Below are 23,890 nucleotides of genomic sequence, written 5' to 3'. Positions count from 1 at the left end.
CTTATTCACTCCAAGTTGCGTTAAAACGATACCCAAGTCCACGTACTGTTTCAATAGAGTTCTCAATACCAAGCTCATTAAACTTTTTACGAAGACGCGTAATGTTTACGTTTAATGTATTTTCTTCAACGAAGCTCTCATCATCCCAAAGGGCAGCTAATAAATCTTCACGGCTTGCTGTACGAGGGAATTTAGATAATAGCATTTCTGCTAAAATAGCTTCTTTCTTCGTTAAAAGAACTTGCTCAGATCCAAAATGAATTTCTGGACGTTCCGGGAATAATTTTAGTCCTTCTACATCAACGATACGTTCAGAAATATTTGGGGCATAATCACCGTAAATACGGCGTAATTGACCTTTAATTTTCGCCATTACAACGTCATAGTGGAACGGTTTCGTAATGTAATCATCCGCGCCACTTTCAATCGCCATAATTTGTTCCATTTCACCAGCACGTGCCGAAATGAAAATAATCGGACAAGTAGATTCATGACGAATTTGACGGCACCAGTAGAAACCATCGAATTTCGGTAAGTTTACATCAAGTAAAACAAGATGTGGTTTCACTGCGTTAAACGATTCCATAATATCATCAAAGTTTTCAGTAACAACAGCGTCGTAACCGTATTTTTGAATGTGAGATTGCAGTAATGATGAAATATTTGGATCGTCTTCAACGATTAAAATTTTATACATATGTATATTCCTCCTAAAAAAACAATTGTAGCTATAGTGTATCATGTGTTTCAAGTCTTTTCATTATGTTGAAATATAAGCTAGTAAACAGTATAGGTCAAAAGTGGAAAAAGTAAAAAGGGCTATGGATATAATTGACAATTGGCGGTTTTCGATTTAATATTTAGATAAATATCTAAATGTCTAATTAGTGAAAGGAAGAAAGACATTGAATCAAGCATTCAAAGCATTAGCAGATCCAACAAGGCGAAAAATTTTAGACTTATTAAAAGAAGGCGATTTAACAGCTGGCGAAATTGCTGAACAGTTCAATATGACAAAGCCAAGTATTTCACATCATTTAAGTGCGCTTAAAAATGCTGAACTTATTCAAGATGAAAAAAAAGGGCAATTCGTTGTGTACTCTTTAAACACAACTGTCTTTCAAGATTTATTGACTTGGGTGTTTACGTTTACGAATAAGGGGGATGTAGGGAAATGAGAAAGCATATATTTCCGTTATTGTTAATCGCTTTAACGATTATTGCATGGTGCATCGCATGGCCGCATTTACCCGGAGAGGTTCCGAGTCATTGGAATGTCGCTGGTGAGGTAGATGGGCATATGTCAAAAATGGGGATGATGATTTTTGATGTAGCAATTATGGTTTTTATATATGCCTTATTAACTGTATTGCCTAAGATAGATCCGAAGCATAGGAATTATGAGAAGTTTTCTAAAGGATATAATGTGATGAATTATAGCGTATTATTCCTATTATTTTTAGTAAGTATCATTGGAATTGGGGCTGGATTAGGTTATGACATTCCAATGAATAGTACACCGCATATTCTTGTTGGTCTTTTATTTATAGTCATCGGCAATTATTTACCACAATGTAAACCAAATTACTTTGTAGGTATAAAAACACCGTGGACGCTAAGTAACGAAGAAGTGTGGAGAAAAACGCACCGTTTTAGCGGAAAGGTGTTTGTTGTATTAGGAGTTATTATGATTTTAAGTATTTTTGCTCCGGTAGCGTGGAAAGCTTTCCTAATCATTGGCATTATTATCGGTGCAGTAGGATTAACGATGGGATATTCATATGTTGCTTATAAGAAAGAAATAGGGGCCTAATAAAAAATATGGGGGAGAGAGGATGAAAAGACACGTATTGCCATGGAGTTTAATTATTGGGATTACAATTGGATGGTATATTGTATGGCCGTATTTACCAGAACAAATTCCACGTCATTATAATGCTGCAGGAATGGTAGATGGATATTTTTCTAAAGTAGAGGCTAGTTCATTTTCAATAGGAAGTATGGTAGTACTTTATATGATATGGCTAGCTTTTGGATTCATGAAAGATAAGTCTACACAGCAAGCTAAAGTTCTTACTGCAATTAATTATGCCATTCTTTTTATAGGATTTGGATGTAACATATTTGCGCTATTAGCAGCGTCTAATTATATTGCATCGGCCTCCATTGCATTTAATTTCGGGCTTGGAACGTTGTTTCTTGTACTCGGCAATTATATGCAACAAACGAAGCCAAATGGTTTAGTAGGAATCCGGATGGACTGGACGTTAGAAAACCCTGTAGTTTGGAGAAAAACACACAGGTTTGCTTCGAGGGTATTTGTAATAGGTTCACTTTGTATATATGCCGGGGCTTTGCTTCCAGATCCATTTAATATTTTTATAGGGATTGGAATAATATTAATATGCCTCTTCATATCAACGATAAAGTCATATGCTATTTATAAAAAAGAAATGCAATTGTGAGCAATAATCGATTGAACTGTACGAGTCAAATTTTATATTTATAGTTTCTATGGGTTAAGAGATTTAAATACTCAGTGAGGATAATGAAAAAGCTCGCTGAGTAAATTCTATCTTTTGAGTCTGAAAATTCAGTCAAAAAGATGATTTGGGGGAAATCACATGTTAGAAATTATAAATTTTAGTAAGACATACAAAGGTGGTAAGAAAGCGGTAGATCATTTAAATATTACTGTTAAAGCAGGAGACATCTTTGGATTTATCGGTCATAACGGTGCGGGGAAAAGTACAACAATTAAGTCGTTAGTAGGAGTTATAGATTTTGAAGAGGGGGAGATTTTTGTTGATGGCCATTCAGTAAAAAAGGATCCGATTGCATGTAAAAAAGTAATGGCGTATATTCCTGATAATCCAGATTTATATGAGCAATTAACAGGAATTCAATATTTGAATTTTGTTGCGGATGTGTTTAAAGTGTCTGCGAAGGATCGGGAAGAACAGATACAGAAGTATGGGGATGCCTTTGAGATTACACCTTACTTAGGAGACTTAATATCTTCTTATTCACACGGTATGAAACAAAAAGTAGCGATTATATCGGCGGTTTTACATAAACCGAAATTATTAGTTTTAGATGAACCTTTCGTTGGTCTTGATCCAAAGGCAGCCGTAGTATTGAAAGGTATTATGAAAGAGCTTTGTGAAAAGGGAAGTGCGATTTTCTTTTCTACGCACGTTTTAGATGTGGCGGAGAAGTTATGTAATAAAATAGCGATGATTAATAGAGGGAAATTAGCACTTTCAGGGGAAGTGAATTCTTTAATAAAGGAAGGCTCATTGGAAGAGCTCTTTATGAAGGAGCTTGCTAATGAATACTAATAGTTTAGGGCTTTTGAAAATCCGTTTGGTAACGCAGCTCGGTTTAAACACTTTTAAATACGAAAAAGATAAGAAAAAGAGGCAGAATAAGATTTTGCTGACAGCATCTATTGCCCTAGTTGGTGTCATGCTAATGTTATATTGCGGAACCTCGGCATATGGATTGGTGAAACTAGGAATGAGTGAAATTATTCCCGTTTATGCACTAGTTATTAGTAGTGTATTAACGTTGTTTTTCACTATATTTAAGGCAAATGGAGAAATTTTTGCTTTTAAGGATTACGACTTTTTAATGTCATTGCCGATTCGTGTAAGTACTGTTATTGCAAGTAGATTTTTGTATTTATACTTGCTGAATACGATTTTTTCAATCATAATCATGCTACCGATGGGAGTTGTGTATGGCATACATGGGAATCCATCAGTTTCTTTTTACTTTATGTGGTTCATCAGTATGTTTATAGCATCTTTAATTCCAACAACAATTGCAGCGATCTTTGGAGCGGTGATTACAGCAATCGCTTCTAAATTTAAAAATGCGAATAAAATAACTACGATTTTAAGTTTTATAGTAATTATTACATTTGGCTTCTTTATGCTAAAAAACGGAAATGCTCAATATAGCCTTACTGATAGGAATGGAATTGGTGCAATTGTCTCGGAGCAATTAACGAAAGTGTATCCACTAGCTAACATGTTTCAAAAAGCAATTGTTCATGCTGATATTGTAGCTTTCATCCTATTCGTTGGAATATCGGTTACTTGGTATTATCTTTTTATAAAAATACTTTCGTTAAAATATAAGCAAATAAACACAGGGATTTCCACTTATCATATGCTTTCAAATTATGAGATTAATAGTATGAGAAAAGAAAGTGTATTGGTCGCATTGTATAAAAAAGAACTGAAACGTTTCTTCTCTTCTACGGTGTATGTCATAAATAGTGGAATGGGAGTCGTGATAGCGATAGCTTTCTCGCTGGCTATAGTTGTAGTAGGGCCAAGTCAATTAATAGCGTATCCTGGAGTTGAGCCCCTGTTGCAAAAGATTGCGCCATTTGCTATTGCAGCAGCGATTTCGATGACGTGTACAACATGTGTGTCATTGTCTTTAGAAGGAAAAAATGTATGGATTATTAAGTCATTGCCTATAGCGCCAAAGGTGATTTATGACAGTAAAATGCTTATGAATCTTTCATTAAGTATACCTGCATCACTTATTAGTGCCGTATTACTGATAATAGGATTAAAACTAGATGTTTGGAGTTCTCTTTTAATCGTAATAACACCGCTAGCATATTCATTATTTTCGGCAGTATGGGGGATTTTTATTAATAATCGATTTGGGTATTATGATTGGGTATCAGAAACCCAAGTAGTAAAACAAAGTGTAGGATCATTTGTTGGTATGTTTGGTGGCTTAATTGTGGCTGTTATACCTGCTTTGTTAATCGGTACGGCTGCGATCTCGAACTACAGAGCATTTACTTTTTTAGTTGTTATAGTGCTTACGATTATTACTATTTTCTTGTATAAGAACGAGTCGAGAAGAAGTATAAAGTAAAACTTTAATCAGTGGGGGGGCATCCCCCACTGATTATCACCCCTCACCAATCGTACGTTTAATGCCCGCAAATAGCGGGATAAAATAAGAAGCTGCTTTTCCTTTAAAGAGGAAGAGCAGCTTCTTTATTTTGAAAAGGTTTAGACCCTTATATTACTTTTTTAAAATAGGTACCCATATTTCGCTTCTGAAATTCGGTGAGGACATCTCTTTACTTTCATTCCACAATATCTCCGGTCCTTCCGCTAGTTCATAGTTCGAAGAAGGGAACCATTCAGAATAAATACGTCCCCATACATTTTGTAGTGCATCAGGAAATGGGCCGACAGCTTCGAATATAGCCCATGTTGAAGCTGCAACTTCGAGTTGTTTAAACTGCTCTGGACAATCCTTTGTTGTGGCTACGCCAATATAGTAATCAAGTTCTCCTTTTTCCTCCATTCTTCCTTCAGAAAAATTAGTAGAAGCACTAATAATTCCAGTAGGTTCAATGTTTGAAAGGGACTTTAATGTTTGAATAGACTCTGGGTTTAAACTTTTCCACATAGAAGCAATTTCTTCATTTACACCGTTAAAAACGATGGGTACTCGTTTTGTAATACCTATAATTCGAAATGAGTCTTTTTCTTCAATTCGATAGTTCATTTCATTTCCTCCTTGAATGGATAGTTGGAAGGTCATTGGTGAATAAGCCTTTAAAGAATGGCTACTATTTCGGGCCTCTGAAGGTGTTATACCGTGCAAGTTTTGAAATGCACGAGCGAATGAATCTGGTGAGTTGTATCCATATTTTATAGCGACATCAATGACTTTTACATTGCTGTTTTTTAGTTCAAAGGCAGCGAGAGTAAGACGTCTACAGCGAATATAATCAGATAGTGATATACCTGTTAAAAACGAAAACATTCTTTTAAAGTGATACTCAGAACAGAGAGCTAGCCTCGCAACTTCTTTAAAATCAATTTCATTCGTAAGGTTGTCTTCGATATACCGCATTGCAGCATTCATATTTTTAAGTGAATCCATATTATGACCTCCTCTGTACATAGAATAGCAGGAACGAAATAGCTCCATCCGACATTTCGTGCACAACTTTGTAGGTACATTTTTTACCTTACAAAATTGTAATGTTCCTGTAAGGAGAATGAATGGATGGTATGATATCCCAATGTTATAGTAACAAAGTACTTTGATTCAGTAGGTTAAATTTTGATGTCTTTACTTATGTGCCTTACATAACTGTCATGTTTGTGTAAGAAACATCGATAGTGGCAAGAGTAGAGAATGTATATAGTGAAGATAGAGAATAGAAGAAATGAGGGATGTCGAGATGAAAACAGTGTTAGAAGCAAAAAATATTAAAAAAGTATATGACACGGGTGGAAATAAATTTGAAGCGTTAAAAGGTATTAACTTACAAGTAAAAGAAGGCGAGTTCGTTGGAATTATGGGACCTTCTGGTTCTGGTAAGACGACACTATTAAATGTTCTTTCTACAATTGATAATGCGACGAACGGTGAGATTTTAATTGATGGAAAAGATATCGTGAAGATGAATGATGATAAGCTGGCGTTATTCCGCCGCGATCATTTAGGTTTCATTTTCCAAGATTATAACTTATTAGATACGTTAACAGTGAAAGAGAATATTGCGTTACCTCTTGCTTTATCGAAAGTAAAGGCAAATGAAATTGATCGACGTGTTCTTGAAATTGCGAAAAAGTTCGGTATCGATCATATTTTAAGTCAGTTCCCATATCAAGTATCTGGTGGACAGAAACAGCGTTGTGCAGCATCGCGTGCGATTGTTACAAATCCGAGTATGATTTTTGGGGACGAGCCAACTGGAGCACTCGATTCTAAATCAGCAACAGATTTATTAGAAAGTATGAAATCATTAAATGAATATGATAACTCAACAATTTTAATGGTAACGCACGATGCATTTGCGGCAAGTTACTGTAAACGAGTTATTTTCATTAAAGATGGTGAATTATATAAAGAATTACATCGCGGGGAATTAACGCGTAAACAATTCTTCCAACAAGTCGTGGATGTAATGTCTTCTATTTCTGGAGGTATGACTGATGACCTTATCTAGCATTGCCCTCCGCAACATACAGCGGAACTTTAAAGACTACTTTGTATATTTTGCATCTATGATTTTTAGTATTGTAATTTACTTTACATTTAAAGCACTGCAATATAATTCACAAATGGAAAAAGCAGCAGAAGCTTCTAAAAAAATTAGCGGCGCGTTCCAAGTTTCCAGTGTGATGCTTATCATTTTCGTAGCAGTGTTCATTATATATTCGAACGGATTCTTTACACGTAAACGTAAAAAAGAAGTTGGCTTATATTCTTTATTAGGTATTCGTAAAAGACAAATTGGTAAAATGCTCTTTTATGAAAATATGTTAATGGGATTAATGTCATTAGTAATCGGGATTGCGATTGGTAGTGTCCTTTCAAAATTATTCCTTGAACTACTAGTAAGTATGATGGGCTTAAACTTAAACGTTCATTTTGAAGTACCGATGGCTGCCATTATTGATACAGCAATTATTTTCCTTGTGATTATTTTATATACATCACTTCAAGGATATCGTTTAATTTATCGCTTTAAGTTAATTGAACTTTTCCGCGCAGAACGTGAAGGAGAAGCAATGCCAAAAGGATCTGTCATTATGGCTTTAATTTCAGTTTTCTTAATCGGTTCAGGTTATTTCTTAGCGTTAATGTATATGAAGGCAGTTATGTATGCAGACTTTATGGTCGTTGCATTATACATTTTATTAGCGACAGTAGCAGGGACTTATTTATTGTTCATGTTCTTCACAGTATTCGTATTGAAACGTGCAAGAAATAATAAGTCAGCGTTTTATAACGGTATGAATATGGTAACGACATCTCAGTTACTATACCGTATTAAGGGAAATGCGAAATCACTTGCGACGATTGCTATTTTAAGTGCAGTTACATTAACAGCGGTTGGTACGTCAGTTACGATGTATTACAATACATTCACGCAATCAAAAGTGGCTGCGCCGTATAGTTATTCTTATGAGAAAAAAGATGAAGTATTAGATAAAAAAGTAAATGAAATACTTTCTGGAGAGAAGAATAATCATCCAGTGACATATGAATCAGAAATTGAAATGATTCCTGTGAAAGGAACATTTAAAGGTGAAAGAGCTGATCAAGTTCTGAACACACACTATAATGTTACGAATCAGTACCAGCTTATTTCTCAATCAAGCTTTAATACACTTGCGAAACATTTAGATGTAGAACCTGTAAATTTAAGTGCGAATGAAGCTTTCGTATATGATAGTTTATATATTGAAAAACTTGATTTCGGTCCTCTTTATACAGGAAATACAGCTGTATTCCCTGTTGGAAATGAATCGAAAGAGCTAACAATTAAAGGTGTAAATAATAGAAGTGTTACAAACTTAAATGAACTATTTGTAATCGTTCCGGATAAAACATATGAGCAAGCGAAACGATTAAACGAAACACGTACTGTAAAAAATATTGATGTAAAAGGTGAGCGAAATAGTAAAGAGCTAACAGCAAAATTAGCGAGCGTTATGCCAGCTGGTGAATCAGAAGTTTTAAAACCATTTAACGATTTCTATACAGGATTCCAAATGGGACTTGAAACAACAGGATTAATGATGTTCATCGGGCTATTCTTAGGATTAGTATTCCTATTAGCGACAGGCTCAATCATTTACTTCAAGCAACTTACAGAAGCAAGTGCTGACCGCGATCGTTACGTTGTCCTTCATAAAGTTGGTGTAACGAAGCAAGAAATGAAGAAAGCTATCGCAAAACAAGTAAGCTTTATCTTCGCTATTCCGTTAGTAATCGGTATTTTACACAGCTTATTTGCACTAAAAGGATTAGCAAATATATTACCATTTGAAATTATGATTCCACTTCTAATTAGTATTGGAGTATACGGCGCTATTTATATTGGATATTACTTCTTAACAGTTCGTTCTTATTATAAGATTGTGAGTGCGAAATAATAGGGGAGTTGTTTAATCTTAGTAAAAAGCATTCGACTAGTATGTTAGTCGAATGCTTTTTTTATCTATAGGTTAGCTTGATTTTCATTTGAATTATCAAACATGTCCATTACTTTAAAGATACTTTCCAATAGCAATGTACATGCTATTGCGAAAACTAATACGGCATGAGGTGATAGTTCAACTGATGTGAAGTTAAGGTTTGCTAGCCAAAAGTAACCTACATAAAAAGTTAGAAATGTACTAACAGCCGAAAGTGTAAATCCTAAAAAACCTAATTCCTTTAATTTTTCCTCAGATAATTTACATAAATGCAAAACAAGAGAGAAGAGGATTTCAACTATAAAAAATCCAATGCATAATGTGAGCAATGATATTATGCTTGGATATTGAACTTCATCTGACATCCATTTTTTCATTCCCACTATTACAAATGTAGGGAGAAGAATGGGTAATAAAAGTGGTAGCACTATGTGTATAACTGCAAACAATGCATTTGATTTGTTATCGTTTTGATTATTCATAAAGCCTCCAAAAATGATTTTGATACTAATTCCAAATATCTTAGAGGATTCTAACATAAAAATAATAGCTGTGCTATACAAAATCTGAGTAGGATCATTATTCTTTATGATAAATAAGTGAGATGTTTTATTCGCATATGTTCGAGTCATTTTTCATTAAAGTTTCCCTTTATCTTAATAAAATCTTAAGAAACTTCCTCAATTTTTGTTAAGAAACGATAGTTATACTTAGACACAAGTTAAAAACTATCGAACGAATGAGGAGAGATTTATATGCAACTCATAACATTCTTACATGAATTTATTAAACATCCGAAACATACTGGTGCAATTGCGCCAAGTTCAAAAATATTAGCAAAGAAAATGGTAGATGTAATTGATTTTAATAAAGCGAAATGTATTGTAGAGTTAGGGCCTGGTACAGGGGTTTTTACGAAAGAGATTATGAAGAGAAAAAAGAAGGAAACAATATTTCTTCTTATTGAAATTAATGAAGTGTTTTGCAAAGAGCTAAAGAGAAAATTTAAAGATGAGCAGAACGTCATTGTTGTACACGGTTCAGCTGAAAATATAAAGAAGTATATGGAAGAGCTCAATATAGAATGTATTGATTACGTTTTATCAGGGTTGCCTTTCACTTCTTTACCAGAAGAAGTTTCAAAGCGCATTTTAAACAATGCGATGGAAGCGATACATGAGAATGGTGAATTCATTACATTTCAATATTCACTTGTGAAAAAAGGATTTATACAGCATTTCTTCCCTGAAATTACACTAGAAAAAGTATGGCTCAATTTTCCGCCAGCCTACGTCTTTAGTTGCAAAAAAGAACTAAGGAGAGCGTATGCATAATGGAATTACATGAATTATTATCTTATATTGAGCAGTACGGTTATTGGGCATTATTTTTCTGTTTATGGTTAGGTATTATCGGTATGCCAATTCCAGACGAAATGATTGTAATGAGTGGTGGTTTTGTCTCTTCACTAGGTATATTAAGTGTCATTCCAGCATTTTTATTAACATATTTAGGTGTCGTATCTGGGCTATCGTTAGGTTATATATTAGGGAAAATATTTGGTGCGAAAGTACTTGATAAGCTAATGAAAAAGAAAAAGGCGAAATATCTTTTGAAATCTCAACAAATGGTAGAGAAGTATGGCCATTATGCGTTAGTCACAAGTTACTTCATACCAGTTGTAAGACATATTGTACCGTATTTAGTTGGAATGAATAACATGTCATTTAAGGTGTATGCTTTGTATTCCTATACGACAGGATTTGTTTGGACACTCGTTTATTTTGTGCTCGGTTCTTTATTTGGACAACACATTAACAGGATTGTAGCAATGGCAATAGAGTATGGCGTGTATTTTGGTGGAATTGTTTTTGTTGTTGCGAGTGGTGCTTATTTGTATAAGCAAAGAAGAAGTACGGTGATGAGTAAGTAAATAGAATGAAGGTTTACACTTATTGAGAGTAGTATAAAAGGGAGAGTTATTTTGTAGAATAACTCTCCCTTTTAATGTACTAGCTTCTTATCACTTACATTAGGATTTGTCTGAAATACAGTTATATAAATTGTTAATATGATTGTATTGATCAGATTAGCTAATATAGTCATAAAATCACTTGATGGAGTGATAAGAACAAAGATTGAAAGTGCGGCAGAAGCAAGTGGAATGAACTTTTGTAGCGTAGTTAACTTTCCATCTTTATGAAGCTTCGAAGATTGAAAGAAGCAAAGTAAGAAAATAAAGGATGTAAATAATAATCCTAAATATCCCCATCCATCTTCAATATACCAAGGTAAAAAGCTCATTATCGATGTGAAAATAAATAAATTTAATACTAAGGTGCTAATGATTAACGTATTTAAAATCGTGATATTTGTCTGTTCCTTCATTTGAATTACACTCCGAAATTTATTTTATTGAGATGTTTTTGCCATTTCCATAAATCTTTGTTCAATTTCATCCAATTCGAATGAATGGCATATTCTGCGGTCTTCTTTATCTAAAATTCGATAATGTTGAGATAATATATTTTGCTGTATTTGATAACCGTTTAACTCTTTTATTTGTCGCCACCATACTTTTCCTCCTAAAGTCTTCGGGAAGTTCGTATTGTAATGTGCAAAAGCGATTGTTTTTATAATTTCATTCACATCATCCCCGAATGTCATCTGGACTGTATCGCTCTGTTCGAAGAGTGTTACGACACAAACTGCACCTGACCATGTTAGCGTGCGTCTACCTTTTTCAATTTCCACTAATGTTTTCTTCGATAAACCAATAATTTCAGACATTTTGTCTTGTGATAAATCATTTTCAACACGGATGAGTTTTAATTTTGAATTAACTAGTTCAATAAATTCTTGTTTATTCATCATACAGCTCCTTTTTTCTTGTAGTGTAAATTTACACTAAAGGTATAAAAAAAGTCAACAATGGCGTAAAGAGTTACTTTTCGCTGTTTTAATCTTTTTAATTAATATTTCACTTTTAGTTTAAGAAAATGTTAAGAAACTGTACGAGTTTTTATTAAGAAACACTCTCTATACTTAGAAAGGTCTTCTTGAAAAACATAATGAAAGGCGGAATATAGATGAAAAGATTTATTTTTGGATCATTACTTGTTATTGTGGCAGGAGCCGCATATTTATTAAATGGGAGTAAGCTGTTAGATCAAATGAATCCCTTTCTTGATATAGAGAATTATTATGCAATTATTGATACAGATGGAAAAGAGTTAGGTGGAAATAGAGGTCGTGAATATAAAGTGAAAGCTTATGATGAAAATGGTAAGGAAAAAGAAGTTACAATTGACGAAGTAGATGAATTACCAAAAGGGTCGTACTGGCATGTGCTTACAAGAGGGAAGCTTTTACATGACAAAGTACAAGTAACGCCAGATGAAATTCCTGATGGAGCGAAGGTGAAATTAGGATTGTAGATATAAAACTGATTCTCAATGTGGGAATCGGTTTTGTTATTTTATGGTAATAGTTAGTAGGAGGCGAGAGTGATGCTACTCATTGTTAGTCTTATTTTAATTGGATTTATGTGTAGTATGAGAATAGTATCCTTACATATGATAGAACGAGAAAAGATAGAAGAGCGATATGTATATTGTCCAAAATGTAATGCGAAAATTAGAAGAAGAAATTCTGCTCCTTTTTGTTCGAAATGTAATTTAATATTTTAAAGAGGGTAAAAGGCCACAACGAACATATTTCGGCTCGTTGTGGTCTTTTTTTATGAAGAAATAATAACAACTTTCTATGTTCCACTGATAATTTCTACAGTTACCCCCGCAAGAATAGGAGGATTTTTTTATAAAATCATTTTTAATAATTTTATTTTGAAGCTACAGACGTTGAAACATAAAATTGTTACTTATTAGTATCTATAACACTTTAAAGTGCGTACTTTTTATTGTGTTGTAGATAAGACATAATTACATACGTGAGAGGGAAATGAGTAGTATGAAAACAAAAAGTATATATGTTACTTTTTAGTACCTATAACACTTTAAAGTACGTACTTTTCATTATGTCAAATACACATCATAATAGCTTGCGTAAGGGGCAATTGAAAAATACAGTATTAAAAAGCATCTACGTTATTTTTAATAACTGTCGTGCTTTCAAGTGCATACTGCTTTGACTGCTCGAATCCTTTAGGTCAATTCTTTTCACATTATTTACATTCATTCATCATTTTTAAATACATTTTAGGAGGAGATTTTAAATGAAAGATTTATTAAAAGGTACACTTGGTTTTGGTACGGCACCACTAGGTAATATGTACCGTAATATTCCGGAAGAAGAAGCAATCGCAACAGTGGATGCTGCTTGGGAGAATGGTGTTCGTTACTTTGATACAGCTCCACTTTATGGATCTGGTTTAGCGGAGATTCGTCTTGGTGAAGCATTATCGAAAAGAAATCGTGATGAGTACTTCTTAAGTACAAAAGTAGGTCGAATTATTTCAGATGAATTGGAAGATCCATCTACACGTGATTTAGGTGAAAAAGGCGGACTTTTCGAATTTGGTCGTAAAAATAAAATTATCAACGACTATAGTGCGGACGCAACTCTTCGTTCTATTGAAGATAGTTTAAAACGTTTAAAAACAGATCGTTTAGATTTTGTTTATATTCATGACGTAGCACAAGATTTTTATGGAGATGAGTGGATTTCACAATTTGAAATTGCTCGAACAGGAGCGTTCCGTGCACTTACTCAATTACGTGATGAAGGTGTAATTAAAGGCTGGGGCCTTGGAGTAAATAAAGTAGAATCAATTGAACTTATGCTGGACTTAGAAGAAGCAAAACCAAATGTTTCTTTACTAGCTGGTCGCTATTCATTATTAGACCACGAGCGTGCGTTAGAACGCGTAATGCCTGCGGCTGTAAAAAATAATATGGACATTGTTGTTGGTGGACCATATAGCTCAGGTGTTCTTGCTGGAGGTACTCACTTTGAATACCAAAAAGCGTCACCAGAAATCATTGCAAAAGTTAATAAAATGAAAAACCTTGCAGATCGTCATGGAATCAGCATTAAAGCTGCTGCTTTACAATTTGCATTGGCTAATCCAGCAGTTGCAGCTGTTATTCCTGGTGCAAGTAAACCTGAACGAATTGCAGAAGACCAAGCTGCATTGAAAACAGTAATTCCGGCAGCATTCTGGGAAGAAATGCGTGAACAAAAATTAGTTGCAGCTAATGCACCACTACCAATTAACGTTAAATAAAAAGGAGAGTAATGAAAATGGCAAATACTATTACATCTATTGAAATTTCAGCTTCACCTGAACAAGTATGGCAATTAATTGGAGGTTTTGATGCACTTCCAGATTGGTTACCGTATATTCCTAGCAGTAAAGTAACTGAAGGCGGACGTGTACGTCATTTAGCTAATCCTGATGGCGATGCGATCGTAGAGCGTTTAGAAGCATTTGATGAGAAAGAGCGCTACTACACATATTCAATTATGCAAGCACCGTTCCCTGTGACGAATTATTTATCTACAATTCGTGTTAAAGAAGGTAAAGATGCTAACACATCATTAGTTGAATGGTCTGGTAGCTTCACTCCTGTAGAGGTTACTGATGAAGAGGTAATTAATCTATTCCATGGAATTTATAAAGATGGCTTAGAGGCATTACAACAAGCATATTTAGGTTAATCTTATTACAATGAATAAAAAATAGAGTGAGTATTTGAAAGCCTGCAGTGTAACAGCTGCAGGCTTTTTTATGAGTATACAATGTCTTTTTAAGAAAATATCTCTATACTCAATGCTGTTACTTAAAGAGGACAGAAGCGCATGCAGATCGTGAGCGTTACATCGTTCTTAGAAAACTAGGTGTCACGAAAAAAGAAATGAAAAAAGCAATCGAAAAACAAATGAGATTTATCTTCTTCATTCTTTTAGTAGTTGGTATATTACACACTTTATTTGCGCTAAAAGGATTAGCGACAGTTATTCCGTATGAAATTGCAGTTCCTTTACTAATTCGCATCGGTGTGTATAGTGTTATTTATATTGGTTATTATTTGTTGACGGTTCGTTCTTATTTCAGGATTGTTAGTAAATAAAAAAGAGAGCAAGAGAACATAGTGAAAATTATGTTCTCTTTTATTTGTTTATTAGCTAAAATGAGATGTGCTTAACAATAGTATGTAAACAAAAATAAATATAGATGTACACATGGAGTGTTATATTTGGGGATTTTGATCATAGTAGGGTGCCTATTAATAGGCATTATTTTGATTAGTATAAGTATTTGCCGATTTGTTAAAGAAATAAAAGAAAAAAATTCAAAGAAAGAGAAATGGAAAGTAGTAGCTGGAAATTTGATAGAGTTATTTAGTGATCCGTTGCACGGAGCACCGTTCTACTTTTTAACTGGGGGCCTCTTTTTTGTAGTCGGACTGTTATTTCTTTCTATGGGAATGGGCTGGGTTGAAATCGATTAAGGCATATGAACATAGTTGTATTGCGAAGAAGGAGAGAAGAAATGCCGATTATAAGAGATATACAGTTGAGTTTTCTAAAAGCGAAAGAGCATATAAGCAGCATAGAGGAATTACAGTTAACATCTACAAGCAACTATGATGAAGATATATCTTTTTGTAAAGAGGCGAGTTGTATTACTTCGTTATATTTTCGACATATGCCAAAGGTAAGAATGAAATATGAGAGAGGGATTTTGATTCATTGTGTGGATGATATTTCATTACTCGATGAGTGGGAGAAGAAATATCGGATTTTCCCTGAATATATGAATGTTTTTGTGGAGTATGAGGGTGTGAAGAATTTTCCCTCTTTATCAGATAGAGAGAAAAAAGAATTAGTCCTTCAAATCGTTCATGTTGAAATGAAACGCTTAGCTGTGAAATATGATTGGGATATAGAAGAGTTAGAAAAAGTGAAGAATAAGATACTAGAATTGAATTATAGAAACGAGTTCGTATATATAAAAAAGAGTAGTCCGAATAAAAAATACGTATGTAGTATAACATGTCAGCATGAAGTGGCTTATGCTGACGTGTACTTAGAAATAAGAGAGTATAGAACGAGGCGGTTAATCAAAAAGGAAAAGCTTATTAGAGAAGAAGATATGTATAAGATGTTTGATCATGTTAGTGAAGTGGCTTGGAAGTTAAGCCATAAAGTGATGCTGATGAACGATAAAGGAAAAACTGTATGGATGTTAACCTTTTTAGAGAAAGATAGCCCAAATAATTTAGTTTGGAAGATTGAAAGAATAGATTGGAAATAGATGGGGATTGGAGTGTGCTAAAGGGATGGAAAAATACATAAAAGAGCAAATGAGTATATGTGACAAATATAAAGTAGAGTATGTAGAATCTCCGAATGACTTGAAATTAGGAATAGCGCAAAATGTGAAAGATGGTATCGTTCCGATGAATGGGTTACGGATGCCTATAGAAAACGGAACGACAGGTTGGTACATTTGGGCTGGTGAAGAAATGGGGACAGAAGAAGATTTCTTTCTTCCTTTACACGTTCAACATATTGATGAATGGGCACCTGAAATAAAGAAGTATTTAGGGTTACCACCTGGTTGGAGATTTTTAATTGATGGAGATTACGAGGACGTGTGGTATGATCCAAATTTGTTTGATGAAGATTTAGAAGAGGATGCAGATGAATGGGAAGAAAATATGCTACAAGAGTATGGATGGTACATGCATACTCTTGTAGCAGAAGATATTGATGGCATCCATGCTAATTATCATACGCATGGTCTAAGAGATAACCTTAATCATCAAGATTTACAAATTACATTAAATATGGACCCTGAAGTAGCGCACGGTGTTTTTTATTCTATAATAGAAGAAATACGTAGTGGGAGAAAGTTTGAACAAGGGATTGAGTATACGAATATTATTGAAGGCTATCCCATTATTATGAAGTCTTTCGTAGAGATGGATCGAGAAGTTTTGAGGGTTTTATTACCTGATGAAAGAGGGATTCTTCCTACGAGGCCAGAGTGTGATGAATGTTATAAGACTCAATTGGATGATATTGAGGAGAGTTGATAAAAAAAGAGCTTGAAACTATTCAAGCTCTTTTTTTATGACTATTTATGTCCTAAAATATGCTCAATCTCATGCAAACTTAATTGACTTGCCTTAGCAATTGTTTCAAGTGGTATACCAAGATCATGCATACTTTTAATCATTTGAATTTTTCCTTGTTGAACCCCTTCTTTTCGCCCTTTTTCTAAGCCCTTTTTCTAAGCCCTTTTTCTAAGCCCTTTTTCTAAGCCCTTTTCTAAGCCCTTTTCTAAGCCTTTTTCCAAGCCTCTTTTCATACCTTCTGTCTCTGCGTGGGCGAATTTTGCTGCTTCATCCATTAAAACTTTCTCCCTTGCGTTATAGGCTTGTCGGAAAGAAGAATCTTGACTCATACGTTCCCATTTATTTATCGCCTTTTGTAAAATAGGATCTTGGTTCATAGCAATATCCTCCAATAGTTTAGTTAAGTGCTCATCCTCATTTGCTGAAAGCAATAAAAGCCAACGAACAAATTGATCTTTCCACGGATTTACTTTTTCTTCATGCCATTGTTCTGTTAACTTTGGAATGTCTATAATGTGGATTTCTATGTCGTCACTCAGGAGTTTTTGTTGTTGTGTATTCCATAATATGCTCGTTGTATGAAATTCTTTGTGATCTGAAAACATTATGAAGTTCAATAAATTAATGGTGATGGTTTTATGAAGCGAACTGTAAGGCATACCTTTTTGTAATTGGGATGTGTATAATTTTCCCCAATAATATAAACTACGTTTTATCATATCGTGATTATTATTGAGTTGTATTTCTACATTGACTTTTGTTCCTGTGTTTAATGTCGCTGAAATGTCTAAAATAGATAACTTATCCTCTTCATATTCCCGATGTAAATGTGGATCTTCTAGTTGTAGAGAAGCAATGGGCGACTCTAAAGACTCTTGTAACATAGTGTTTAAAAATGCAATTAGAATATCTTCACTACCATTCGTACCAAACAATTGTTTAAATGCAAAATCAATGCGTAAATTAACTAACTGTTGGTTGAACACAGTTTTTTCTCTCCCTTGTATCAGGTTGCTTCTTTCCTTCATTGTATCTAAAAAGAACTGGGGCATGCAAACAGACCCTTCTGCTATTTTATTAGTAGTATTATTAGAAAATGAAAGGCAATTATGTCTATGTTATACTCTAGTGAAATTGAAAAATTTATATAGAGGTGAAGATGATATATATGCAAAAAGATATTTTGAAGCTGTTAGATAAAAAACAAAGTAATTATGAATTTCTTGCCTTTGATAATGACTACATGGATATTTCACAAGTGAAGTTTTCTCTTTTCTTTAAAGAGAATAAGGATTGGTTAATGGTATTTCAGGTTGTCGGTGTAGGTTCATTAAGTGTATTTAATGATATCCAAGTATATGGTGATAGAATGAATCATTCAATTGGTGATGACGGTATTTTGCAAGTAAAAGATGGAGATTATGAATTATTTGATGATGAAGGTGAATTTATACCGGATATTCATAACGGTAGTTTAAAAATTCGCGATCATCATTTTGAATATCAATTTACAGAAGAAGAGTATGTACATAACGGAATAGAAGTACAAACGACAGAGTCTTATCCAAGAGATTTCATGCGTATGCTTGCTACCAATGACGAAGCTAGAAAATTATTATGGTGGGATAAAGAAGAAATTTTAGAAGAGTTCGGTTTAGAAGGCGATTGGGAAGTAGCGTATGAAACGGAAGAGTGGAAACACGTTGAAGAAGAAAAAGTAAGTGAAAATGAATTTTTCCAATCAGTAGCTGCTGCGATAGAGAAGCAAGATCCAAGTGTTATTGTGAATAAGGATTCTAATACGCATTGGAGAAATTGGGTAGAGTTTGATTGTGACTGAAAAGGATAGGAGAAAGAATAATAAATGAAAAGAAGAAGAAAATCCGGAGAAAAAGTACAAATGAATCGTTTTGCACTACCTCTATGCTACGGAAGTGAAGCACCATATTATTATTACGAGGTAGCGCCCCATGAAAGAGAGGAACGCTTCCATTTAACATCAGAACTTTGCATAATGGACATTACTTTATTAGAGGTTGTTTAGAGATTCCTATCATTGATTACCACGAAAATTTCATATGGACTGTGTGGGTATCACTTAGTAAAGAAAGTTATGATGAAGTATTAGAAAAGTGGGATGAGAGAGCCCGAGAAAATAGTGATCCTTATTTTGGTTGGTTATCTGTAGAAATACCAGTTTATCCAGAAACATTAAATTTAAAAACAAATGTACATATAAGAGAAGTTGGAATGGCACCGTATGTTGAATTAGAGCCAACCGAGCATCCTTTAGCGATCGAACAAAGAAATGGAATTACTTTAGAGAGAGTTAAAGAAATACAAGAAATGATCCAACGACATAACTAGATTAGAAGAGAAAAACGAGTGCTAGCACTCGTTTTTTATTACACAACCGCAGGATTATAAATCATCGTAAAGTGCCCTTGTAATAGTTCAATATGGCACGGTGTATGGAGCGAGCTTTCTCCATCAGTATCTACTTCTTTTTCTTCTTCTGTTTCAATCTGAATGGATTTCGCTTTTACGTGGAAGATATCATTTTCGTTTGAGTCTTCAAATAGTTTCTTTCCGATATAATCTTTAAACGCTTGAATGCCTGTTGATTTGACTACGAAAATATCAAGTGTACCATCATCACATTTTACGTTCGGAATAAAGGATGGGATACCCCCGAGATATTCACCGTTTCCAACCATAACAAGGACAGCTTCGTCTTCATATACTTGTCCGTCGTAAGTAATTTTGATCGGGAATGTTTCAGCATTTTTTACAGTTCGAATTGTACTTAAGTAATAGCCGATTTTTCCAAGCTTTGCTTTTTCTTCCGCATCAATATTGTTTGATACTTCAGATACGAGCCCAATGCCCCAGAAGTTCAAGAAATGTTGTCCGTTTGCTTTTGCGACATCAACTGGTTTTACGTGTTCCTTTGTGATAAGTCTTGCTGCTTCTGCAATGTTTTGTGGAACGCCTAGCGTACGAGAGAAGTCGTTGCAAGTTCCGCCTGGAATAATTGCAAGTGTAGGTCTAGTTTCAAGAGGAGCTAAGCCGTTTGTGCATTCAAATACTGTTCCGTCACCACCAAAGACGATAATTAAATCTACTTTACTAGCAAACTCTTGGCAATATTTTGTTGCATCACCTTGCTTTTTCGTATGGAGGATATGTAAGTCAGGAAAATTTGCCGCAAGAGGTGGTACGATTTTCGCCAAATTTGTATGTAAGTCGCCTTGTCCAGCTTTTGGATTTACGATGAGGAGTACTTTTTCAAATTTTGTCTTTGTCATTTTTATTCTCTCCCTTTGTCTTTTACGAATCGTGATAGAAAATAAACTTCCATCAGTAATTGATGGAAGTTTACCCCGCTTAACGGGCAGTAAGACTCCCACCTCAAATTTCGCCGAATACGAGGAAGTCAGGTGGGAGATTAACTGCCCGTAAAAGCCCGATTGGTGAAGGCTAATAATCAGTGGGAGAAAAAAAACCACTGATTAAAGTTTCACTTTATTTTATTATATTATTCCGTTACAACTGAAGCGATAAATGGTAAGTTACGATATTTTTCTGCGCAGTCGATACCGTAGCCAACGATAAATTCGTCTGGAATTTGGAAGCCAACATATTCAGCTTTTAAGTCCACTTTACGGCGCTCTGGTTTATCAAGTAACGTACAGAATTTTAATGCTTTTGGTTTATGCATAAAGAAGTGATCTTTTAAGAAGTGAAGTGTTAAACCAGAATCGATAATGTCTTCTACGACAATTACGTTTTTTCCAGTAATGTTTACATCGATATCTTTTAATAGTTTTACTTTTCCAGTTGTTTCTGTTTGATTTCCGTAGCTAGATGCAGAGATAAAGTCGATAGTTACTTCGTTTTTAATATGACGAATTAAATCAGCAGCGAATACGAAAGATCCTTTTAATACAGCGATTACAACGATTTCTTCTCCTTCAAAATCACGTTCGATTTGAAGCGCTAGTTCTTTTACTTTTTCTTGTAATTGTTCTTCAGAAATTAAAGTGTCTTTTATTTCAATTTTCATTTGAATCCTCCTACAGTGTAAAACTTGTGAACATTTCGACTGTAAAGGATAGAAAGAAAAAAGTCAAAGAAGATATAAGGTTTTTACAGAAATCCCCACAAAATAGTCAGATGGTATGATATACTGATTATATTAAGAAAACGCTTCCATATAGGGTGATTATGATGAAAAAGAAAGAATATACAAGTGCAACATTTATAAAAGCATTACTTTTAACAATTGTTCTTGGCATGTTGGCTTACATAATTGATGTACCTGCAATTCGGATTTCACTAATTGGAATGACCTTAGTATTAGGCGCAATTTCCCACGGTATGATGTCACAGCTACAAGAAGCTGGAGTCGATCATATGAAAGATCATATAGATGAGAAATGAGAAACCTTCACGTATAGAGAGTGAAGGTTTTTTGTTTCTTACAAAAATGTAAGGTAGTTGTAAGGCAAATCGATAGTTGCATAGTAGTGTTTTGGATAAACTATAAGTGTAAGGTAAAAGGCAAGCATATTTTAGGTAAATTAAGTTTTAGGCACTCTATATGTGAAAAAGGAGTAGGAGGGCATGGAGAAACGTTGGACGACCTTTTCTTTTTTAGCAACTAGCAACACCGTAATGCTAGCTGGCGAAATGGATTTTTTGCACTTGTTTGATCGAGAAGACGATCATTCTTCTTCTAAACTTACAATGAAATGGAATAAATGGAGCGAAAGTTGTAGGTTGGAAGAAGAGGCCCCTAACGAAGAGCAAAAGATTATTTTGACAAATCCTATTAAAGCGTGGGTTGTTCAACGTCGTAAGTGTAACGTCAAAAATCACTTAAAGAAAACTGAGCCGAGACAATTAGTTATCACTCCGGCCCTTTCTACTTCTCAATCACGCGAAAGTAACAAATAAATATCGAGACACATCAAAAAAAGCATTGTATTATACGATGCTTTTTTTATTTTTACGAAAAGTCCCTTAGCGTAGAAAAGATTTGCTATGATTATGGAGGAATCTTACATTTATATATGGTAGGAAATAGAATTGAAGTAAAATTAGAAAAGGTGTGTATGATGAAAAAATATAGTGTAATTGCAGTAGCCAGTTTATTGACAACAAATCTATTAGCGTTTCCTTCTAGTTCACTAGCGGAAATTGAAAATAATACAAGAAATAATATAGAAGCTTTACAGAGTATACATAGTAATAGACAGAGTGAATTGCAAAAACAATTTAATGCTATAAAAGAGAAACAAATGGAATTAGAAAAAAGAAAAGATATTTTGAAACAGCAGGAAGAGTTATTTGATAAAGTTGACGAATTAAAACAGAAAAAAGAAGAATTACTAAAACAAGATAGTGAAGATAAAGAAAAATTAGAAGAAGTTCAGCAAAAATTAGATGAATTAAAGAAACAACAAGAAGAACTTGAAAAGAAGAATCCGTTAGAAGTACAAGAAAAGAATAACCAAGAAGAGACAAACTTGAATGAATTAGAGGAACAAAAAAGGAAGAAAGAGCTTGAAGAGAAGAGTCGATTAGAGGAAAACGAAAAGAATAATCAAGAAGAAACAAATCCTGAATTAAAAGAGAAACAAAAGAGAGAGGAATTAAAGAAACAGCAAGAAGAATTAAGAATAACGCAGCAACAATTGGAGCAGCAACAAATAGAGCTAAAGCAAAAAGAAGAGCAAGAAAAACAAGAACTTGAATTAAAGCAAAAAGAAAAACAAGAACTTGAGTTAAAGCAAAAAGAAAAACAAGAACTTGAGTTAAAGCAAAAAGAAGAGCAAGAAAAACAAGAACTTGAGTTAAAGCAGAAAGAAGAGCAAGAAAAACAAGAACTTGAATTAAAGAAAAAGGAAGAACAGGAAAAAAGAGAAGTAGAATTAGAAAGGGCAGTGAGTAATTTACAAGTAGCACCACAATCATTCCCTGATGTTCCAGGGTGGGCGGAAGAGTCTGTTAATTATTTAGTAAATAAAAAAGTAATTACAGGAATGCCGGATGGAACATTTTCACCGCATAGCGTATTAAGTAGGGCTGAAGCGGCTACAATTATGGCTAAAGTTTTAGGATTAGAAGTTAAAGAAGGGGACAAGCCGACCTTTATAGATTCGAAAGATAATTGGGCATCTTCCTACATTGCAGCGGTGGAAAAAGCAGGTGTTATTAAAGGTGAAGGAAACGGGAAATTTAATCCGTACGGTCAAATGACAAGAGCGGCAATGGCAACAATGCTTGTACAAGCATATCAATTAGATTCGAAAGTTAATGGAGAATTACCGACATTATTTAATGATGTGAAAGATCATTGGGGTGAGAAATTCATTAATATTTTAGTAGAATTAGGTATATCAAGTGGTATCGATGGAAAACAGTGGCAACCTGACAAATCGATAACACGTGCTGAGGCAGCGCGACTTGTTGCGGTAACGGATCAATCTAAAGATAGCGAAGTAAAAGTGAAAAAGGTAAATATAACGAAAAGTTTCTTTACGTATAATGGGCCATCATTATCATCAGGTATTTCAAATGAGTATGCATCACAAGAAGTAAAGGTGTATGAAGAAAGAGACGGTGGATGGATAAAAATTCATACGGATTTGGGTTTTAAGTGGGTGTGCTTAACTGAGAAGAAAGTAAATATAACGAAAAGTTTCTTTACGTATAACGAGCCATCATTATCATCAGGTATTTCAAATGAGTATGCATCACAAGAAGTAAAGGTGTATGAAGAAAGAGACGGTGGAT

At 34.3% G+C, this 23,890-nt stretch carries 27 protein-coding genes and 3 pseudogenes; 22 read left to right on the top strand and 8 right to left on the bottom strand.

Annotation, left to right across the window (positions count from 1 at the left end; genetic code table 11):
* Position 1: 1 nt before the first annotated feature.
* Entirely contained in the window at positions 2-697 is a 696-nt protein-coding gene (locus tag JDS80_RS22885) for a response regulator transcription factor (RefSeq protein ID WP_071770431.1), read from the bottom strand.
* A gap of 208 nt (positions 698-905) precedes the next feature.
* Here JDS80_RS22885 and JDS80_RS22880 point away from each other — a divergent pair, with 208 nt between their 5' ends.
* From JDS80_RS22880 to JDS80_RS22860, 5 genes are all read left to right on the top strand, one after another.
* Positions 906-1,178 carry an autorepressor SdpR family transcription factor gene (locus JDS80_RS22880; RefSeq protein ID WP_199640049.1) on the top strand — a complete coding sequence of 91 codons (273 nt, stop codon included), beginning with the start codon at positions 906-908 and terminating at the stop codon, positions 1,176-1,178.
* A complete protein-coding gene (locus tag JDS80_RS22875; protein WP_199640048.1) occupies positions 1,175-1,813 on the top strand; it encodes an SdpI family protein in 639 nt (212 codons plus the stop codon). The genes JDS80_RS22880 and JDS80_RS22875 overlap by 4 nt, the downstream gene beginning before the upstream one ends.
* A 22-nt stretch (positions 1,814-1,835) precedes the next feature.
* Positions 1,836-2,465, top strand: a complete 630-nt coding sequence (locus JDS80_RS22870) for an SdpI family protein (RefSeq protein ID WP_098889458.1) — start codon at positions 1,836-1,838, stop codon at positions 2,463-2,465.
* Positions 2,466-2,624: 159 nt separating this feature from the next.
* Positions 2,625-3,341, top strand: a complete 717-nt coding sequence (locus JDS80_RS22865; RefSeq protein ID WP_199640047.1) for an ABC transporter ATP-binding protein — start codon at positions 2,625-2,627, stop codon at positions 3,339-3,341.
* Positions 3,331-4,905: a putative ABC transporter permease subunit gene (locus JDS80_RS22860; RefSeq protein ID WP_199640046.1), complete on the top strand. Its 1,575-nt coding sequence runs from the start codon at positions 3,331-3,333 to the stop codon at positions 4,903-4,905. Before JDS80_RS22865 ends, JDS80_RS22860 begins: the two co-directional genes overlap by 11 nt.
* Before the next feature lie 153 nt (positions 4,906-5,058).
* On the opposite strand, the gene JDS80_RS22855 is transcribed toward JDS80_RS22860, so the two are convergent.
* Positions 5,059-5,931 (bottom strand): AraC family transcriptional regulator, encoded by an 873-nt coding sequence (locus JDS80_RS22855; RefSeq protein ID WP_199640045.1) that lies wholly within the window; start codon positions 5,929-5,931, stop codon positions 5,059-5,061.
* A gap of 304 nt (positions 5,932-6,235) precedes the next feature.
* Here JDS80_RS22855 and JDS80_RS22850 point away from each other — a divergent pair, with 304 nt between their 5' ends.
* On the top strand, positions 6,236-7,006 hold the full coding sequence (locus JDS80_RS22850; RefSeq protein ID WP_199640044.1) for an ABC transporter ATP-binding protein: 771 nt from the start codon (positions 6,236-6,238) through the stop codon (positions 7,004-7,006).
* Positions 6,993-8,942, top strand: a complete 1,950-nt coding sequence (locus tag JDS80_RS22845; protein ID WP_199640043.1) for an ABC transporter permease — start codon at positions 6,993-6,995, stop codon at positions 8,940-8,942. The genes JDS80_RS22850 and JDS80_RS22845 overlap by 14 nt, the downstream gene beginning before the upstream one ends.
* A gap of 65 nt (positions 8,943-9,007) precedes the next feature.
* Here JDS80_RS22845 and JDS80_RS22840 read toward each other — a convergent pair whose 3' ends face one another.
* Entirely contained in the window at positions 9,008-9,466 is a 459-nt protein-coding gene (locus JDS80_RS22840; RefSeq protein WP_199640042.1) for an epimerase, read from the bottom strand.
* Between the two features lie 273 nt (positions 9,467-9,739).
* Here JDS80_RS22840 and JDS80_RS22835 point away from each other — a divergent pair, with 273 nt between their 5' ends.
* Positions 9,740-10,318, top strand: coding sequence for a class I SAM-dependent methyltransferase (locus JDS80_RS22835; RefSeq protein ID WP_098889453.1), 579 nt, complete (start codon positions 9,740-9,742; stop codon positions 10,316-10,318).
* Complete coding sequence (locus tag JDS80_RS22830) at positions 10,318-10,917, top strand: DedA family protein (RefSeq protein ID WP_199640041.1); 600 nt, start codon at positions 10,318-10,320, stop codon at positions 10,915-10,917. The genes JDS80_RS22835 and JDS80_RS22830 overlap by 1 nt, the downstream gene beginning before the upstream one ends.
* A gap of 71 nt (positions 10,918-10,988) precedes the next feature.
* Here the strand turns inward: JDS80_RS22830 and JDS80_RS22825 are convergent, their stop codons facing one another.
* Positions 10,989-11,372 (bottom strand): hypothetical protein, encoded by a 384-nt coding sequence (locus JDS80_RS22825; protein WP_098889451.1) that lies wholly within the window; start codon positions 11,370-11,372, stop codon positions 10,989-10,991.
* 24 nt (positions 11,373-11,396) lie between these two features.
* Positions 11,397-11,855, bottom strand: a complete 459-nt coding sequence (locus tag JDS80_RS22820) for a helix-turn-helix transcriptional regulator (protein WP_098889450.1) — start codon at positions 11,853-11,855, stop codon at positions 11,397-11,399.
* A 218-nt stretch (positions 11,856-12,073) separates the two neighbouring features.
* Here JDS80_RS22820 and JDS80_RS22815 point away from each other — a divergent pair, with 218 nt between their 5' ends.
* The 8 genes and pseudogenes from JDS80_RS22815 (at position 12,074) to JDS80_RS22780 (ending at position 17,047) form a co-directional block, all read left to right on the top strand.
* Positions 12,074-12,421 (top strand): YxeA family protein, encoded by a 348-nt coding sequence (locus tag JDS80_RS22815; protein ID WP_199640040.1) that lies wholly within the window; start codon positions 12,074-12,076, stop codon positions 12,419-12,421.
* Positions 12,422-12,493: 72 nt separating this feature from the next.
* Positions 12,494-12,673 carry a hypothetical protein gene (locus JDS80_RS22810; RefSeq protein WP_199640039.1) on the top strand — a complete coding sequence of 60 codons (180 nt, stop codon included), beginning with the start codon at positions 12,494-12,496 and terminating at the stop codon, positions 12,671-12,673.
* Between the two features lie 545 nt (positions 12,674-13,218).
* Positions 13,219-14,229 carry an aldo/keto reductase gene (locus JDS80_RS22805; protein WP_199640038.1) on the top strand — a complete coding sequence of 337 codons (1,011 nt, stop codon included), beginning with the start codon at positions 13,219-13,221 and terminating at the stop codon, positions 14,227-14,229.
* Between the two features lie 17 nt (positions 14,230-14,246).
* Positions 14,247-14,663 carry an SRPBCC family protein gene (locus JDS80_RS22800; RefSeq protein WP_199640037.1) on the top strand — a complete coding sequence of 139 codons (417 nt, stop codon included), beginning with the start codon at positions 14,247-14,249 and terminating at the stop codon, positions 14,661-14,663.
* A gap of 119 nt (positions 14,664-14,782) precedes the next feature.
* Positions 14,783-15,076: pseudogene (locus JDS80_RS22795) on the top strand (FtsX-like permease family protein); the annotation flags it as partial.
* A gap of 126 nt (positions 15,077-15,202) precedes the next feature.
* A complete protein-coding gene (locus JDS80_RS22790) occupies positions 15,203-15,457 on the top strand; it encodes a hypothetical protein (protein WP_199640036.1) in 255 nt (84 codons plus the stop codon).
* A 41-nt stretch (positions 15,458-15,498) separates the two neighbouring features.
* Complete coding sequence (locus JDS80_RS22785) at positions 15,499-16,263, top strand: hypothetical protein (RefSeq protein ID WP_199640035.1); 765 nt, start codon at positions 15,499-15,501, stop codon at positions 16,261-16,263.
* A gap of 25 nt (positions 16,264-16,288) precedes the next feature.
* The gene (locus JDS80_RS22780; protein WP_199640034.1) at positions 16,289-17,047 is read left to right on the top strand and encodes a DUF4262 domain-containing protein; all 759 of its coding nucleotides are present in this window, start codon (positions 16,289-16,291) and stop codon (positions 17,045-17,047) included.
* Positions 17,048-17,088: 41 nt separating this feature from the next.
* Here JDS80_RS22780 and JDS80_RS22775 read toward each other — a convergent pair.
* Positions 17,089-18,075: pseudogene (locus JDS80_RS22775) on the bottom strand (Rpn family recombination-promoting nuclease/putative transposase).
* A gap of 173 nt (positions 18,076-18,248) precedes the next feature.
* Here JDS80_RS22775 and JDS80_RS22770 point away from each other — a divergent pair.
* Both JDS80_RS22770 and JDS80_RS22765 read left to right on the top strand, forming a co-directional pair.
* On the top strand, positions 18,249-18,929 hold the full coding sequence (locus JDS80_RS22770; RefSeq protein WP_199640033.1) for a DUF7003 family protein: 681 nt from the start codon (positions 18,249-18,251) through the stop codon (positions 18,927-18,929).
* 24 nt (positions 18,930-18,953) lie between these two features.
* Positions 18,954-19,456: pseudogene (locus JDS80_RS22765) on the top strand (DUF2199 domain-containing protein).
* A 38-nt stretch (positions 19,457-19,494) separates the two neighbouring features.
* Here the strand turns inward: JDS80_RS22765 and JDS80_RS22760 are convergent.
* Both JDS80_RS22760 and hpt read right to left on the bottom strand, forming a co-directional pair.
* Positions 19,495-20,397 carry a diacylglycerol/lipid kinase family protein gene (locus JDS80_RS22760; RefSeq protein WP_098889446.1) on the bottom strand — a complete coding sequence of 301 codons (903 nt, stop codon included), beginning with the start codon at positions 20,395-20,397 and terminating at the stop codon, positions 19,495-19,497.
* Between the two features lie 230 nt (positions 20,398-20,627).
* Positions 20,628-21,155 carry a hypoxanthine phosphoribosyltransferase gene (gene hpt, locus JDS80_RS22755; protein WP_000687586.1) on the bottom strand — a complete coding sequence of 176 codons (528 nt, stop codon included), beginning with the start codon at positions 21,153-21,155 and terminating at the stop codon, positions 20,628-20,630.
* Between the two features lie 161 nt (positions 21,156-21,316).
* Here hpt and JDS80_RS22750 point away from each other — a divergent pair, with 161 nt between their 5' ends.
* From JDS80_RS22750 to JDS80_RS22740, 3 genes are all read left to right on the top strand, one after another.
* The gene (locus JDS80_RS22750; RefSeq protein ID WP_071770444.1) at positions 21,317-21,532 is read left to right on the top strand and encodes a hypothetical protein; all 216 of its coding nucleotides are present in this window, start codon (positions 21,317-21,319) and stop codon (positions 21,530-21,532) included.
* A 183-nt stretch (positions 21,533-21,715) separates the two neighbouring features.
* The gene (locus tag JDS80_RS22745) at positions 21,716-22,048 is read left to right on the top strand and encodes a hypothetical protein (RefSeq protein WP_071744383.1); all 333 of its coding nucleotides are present in this window, start codon (positions 21,716-21,718) and stop codon (positions 22,046-22,048) included.
* A gap of 158 nt (positions 22,049-22,206) precedes the next feature.
* Positions 22,207-23,890, top strand: a 1,684-nt coding sequence (locus tag JDS80_RS22740; protein WP_199640032.1) for an S-layer homology domain-containing protein, incomplete at its 3' end; no start/stop codon positions are given.

It is taken from the genome of Bacillus cereus group sp. N8 (genome assembly GCF_016483685.1).
Classification (GTDB): domain Bacteria; phylum Bacillota; class Bacilli; order Bacillales; family Bacillaceae_G; genus Bacillus_A; species Bacillus_A proteolyticus.
The sequence above is the reverse complement of the archived record's forward strand: the minus strand, read 5'-3'. Positions and strand labels throughout refer to the sequence as shown.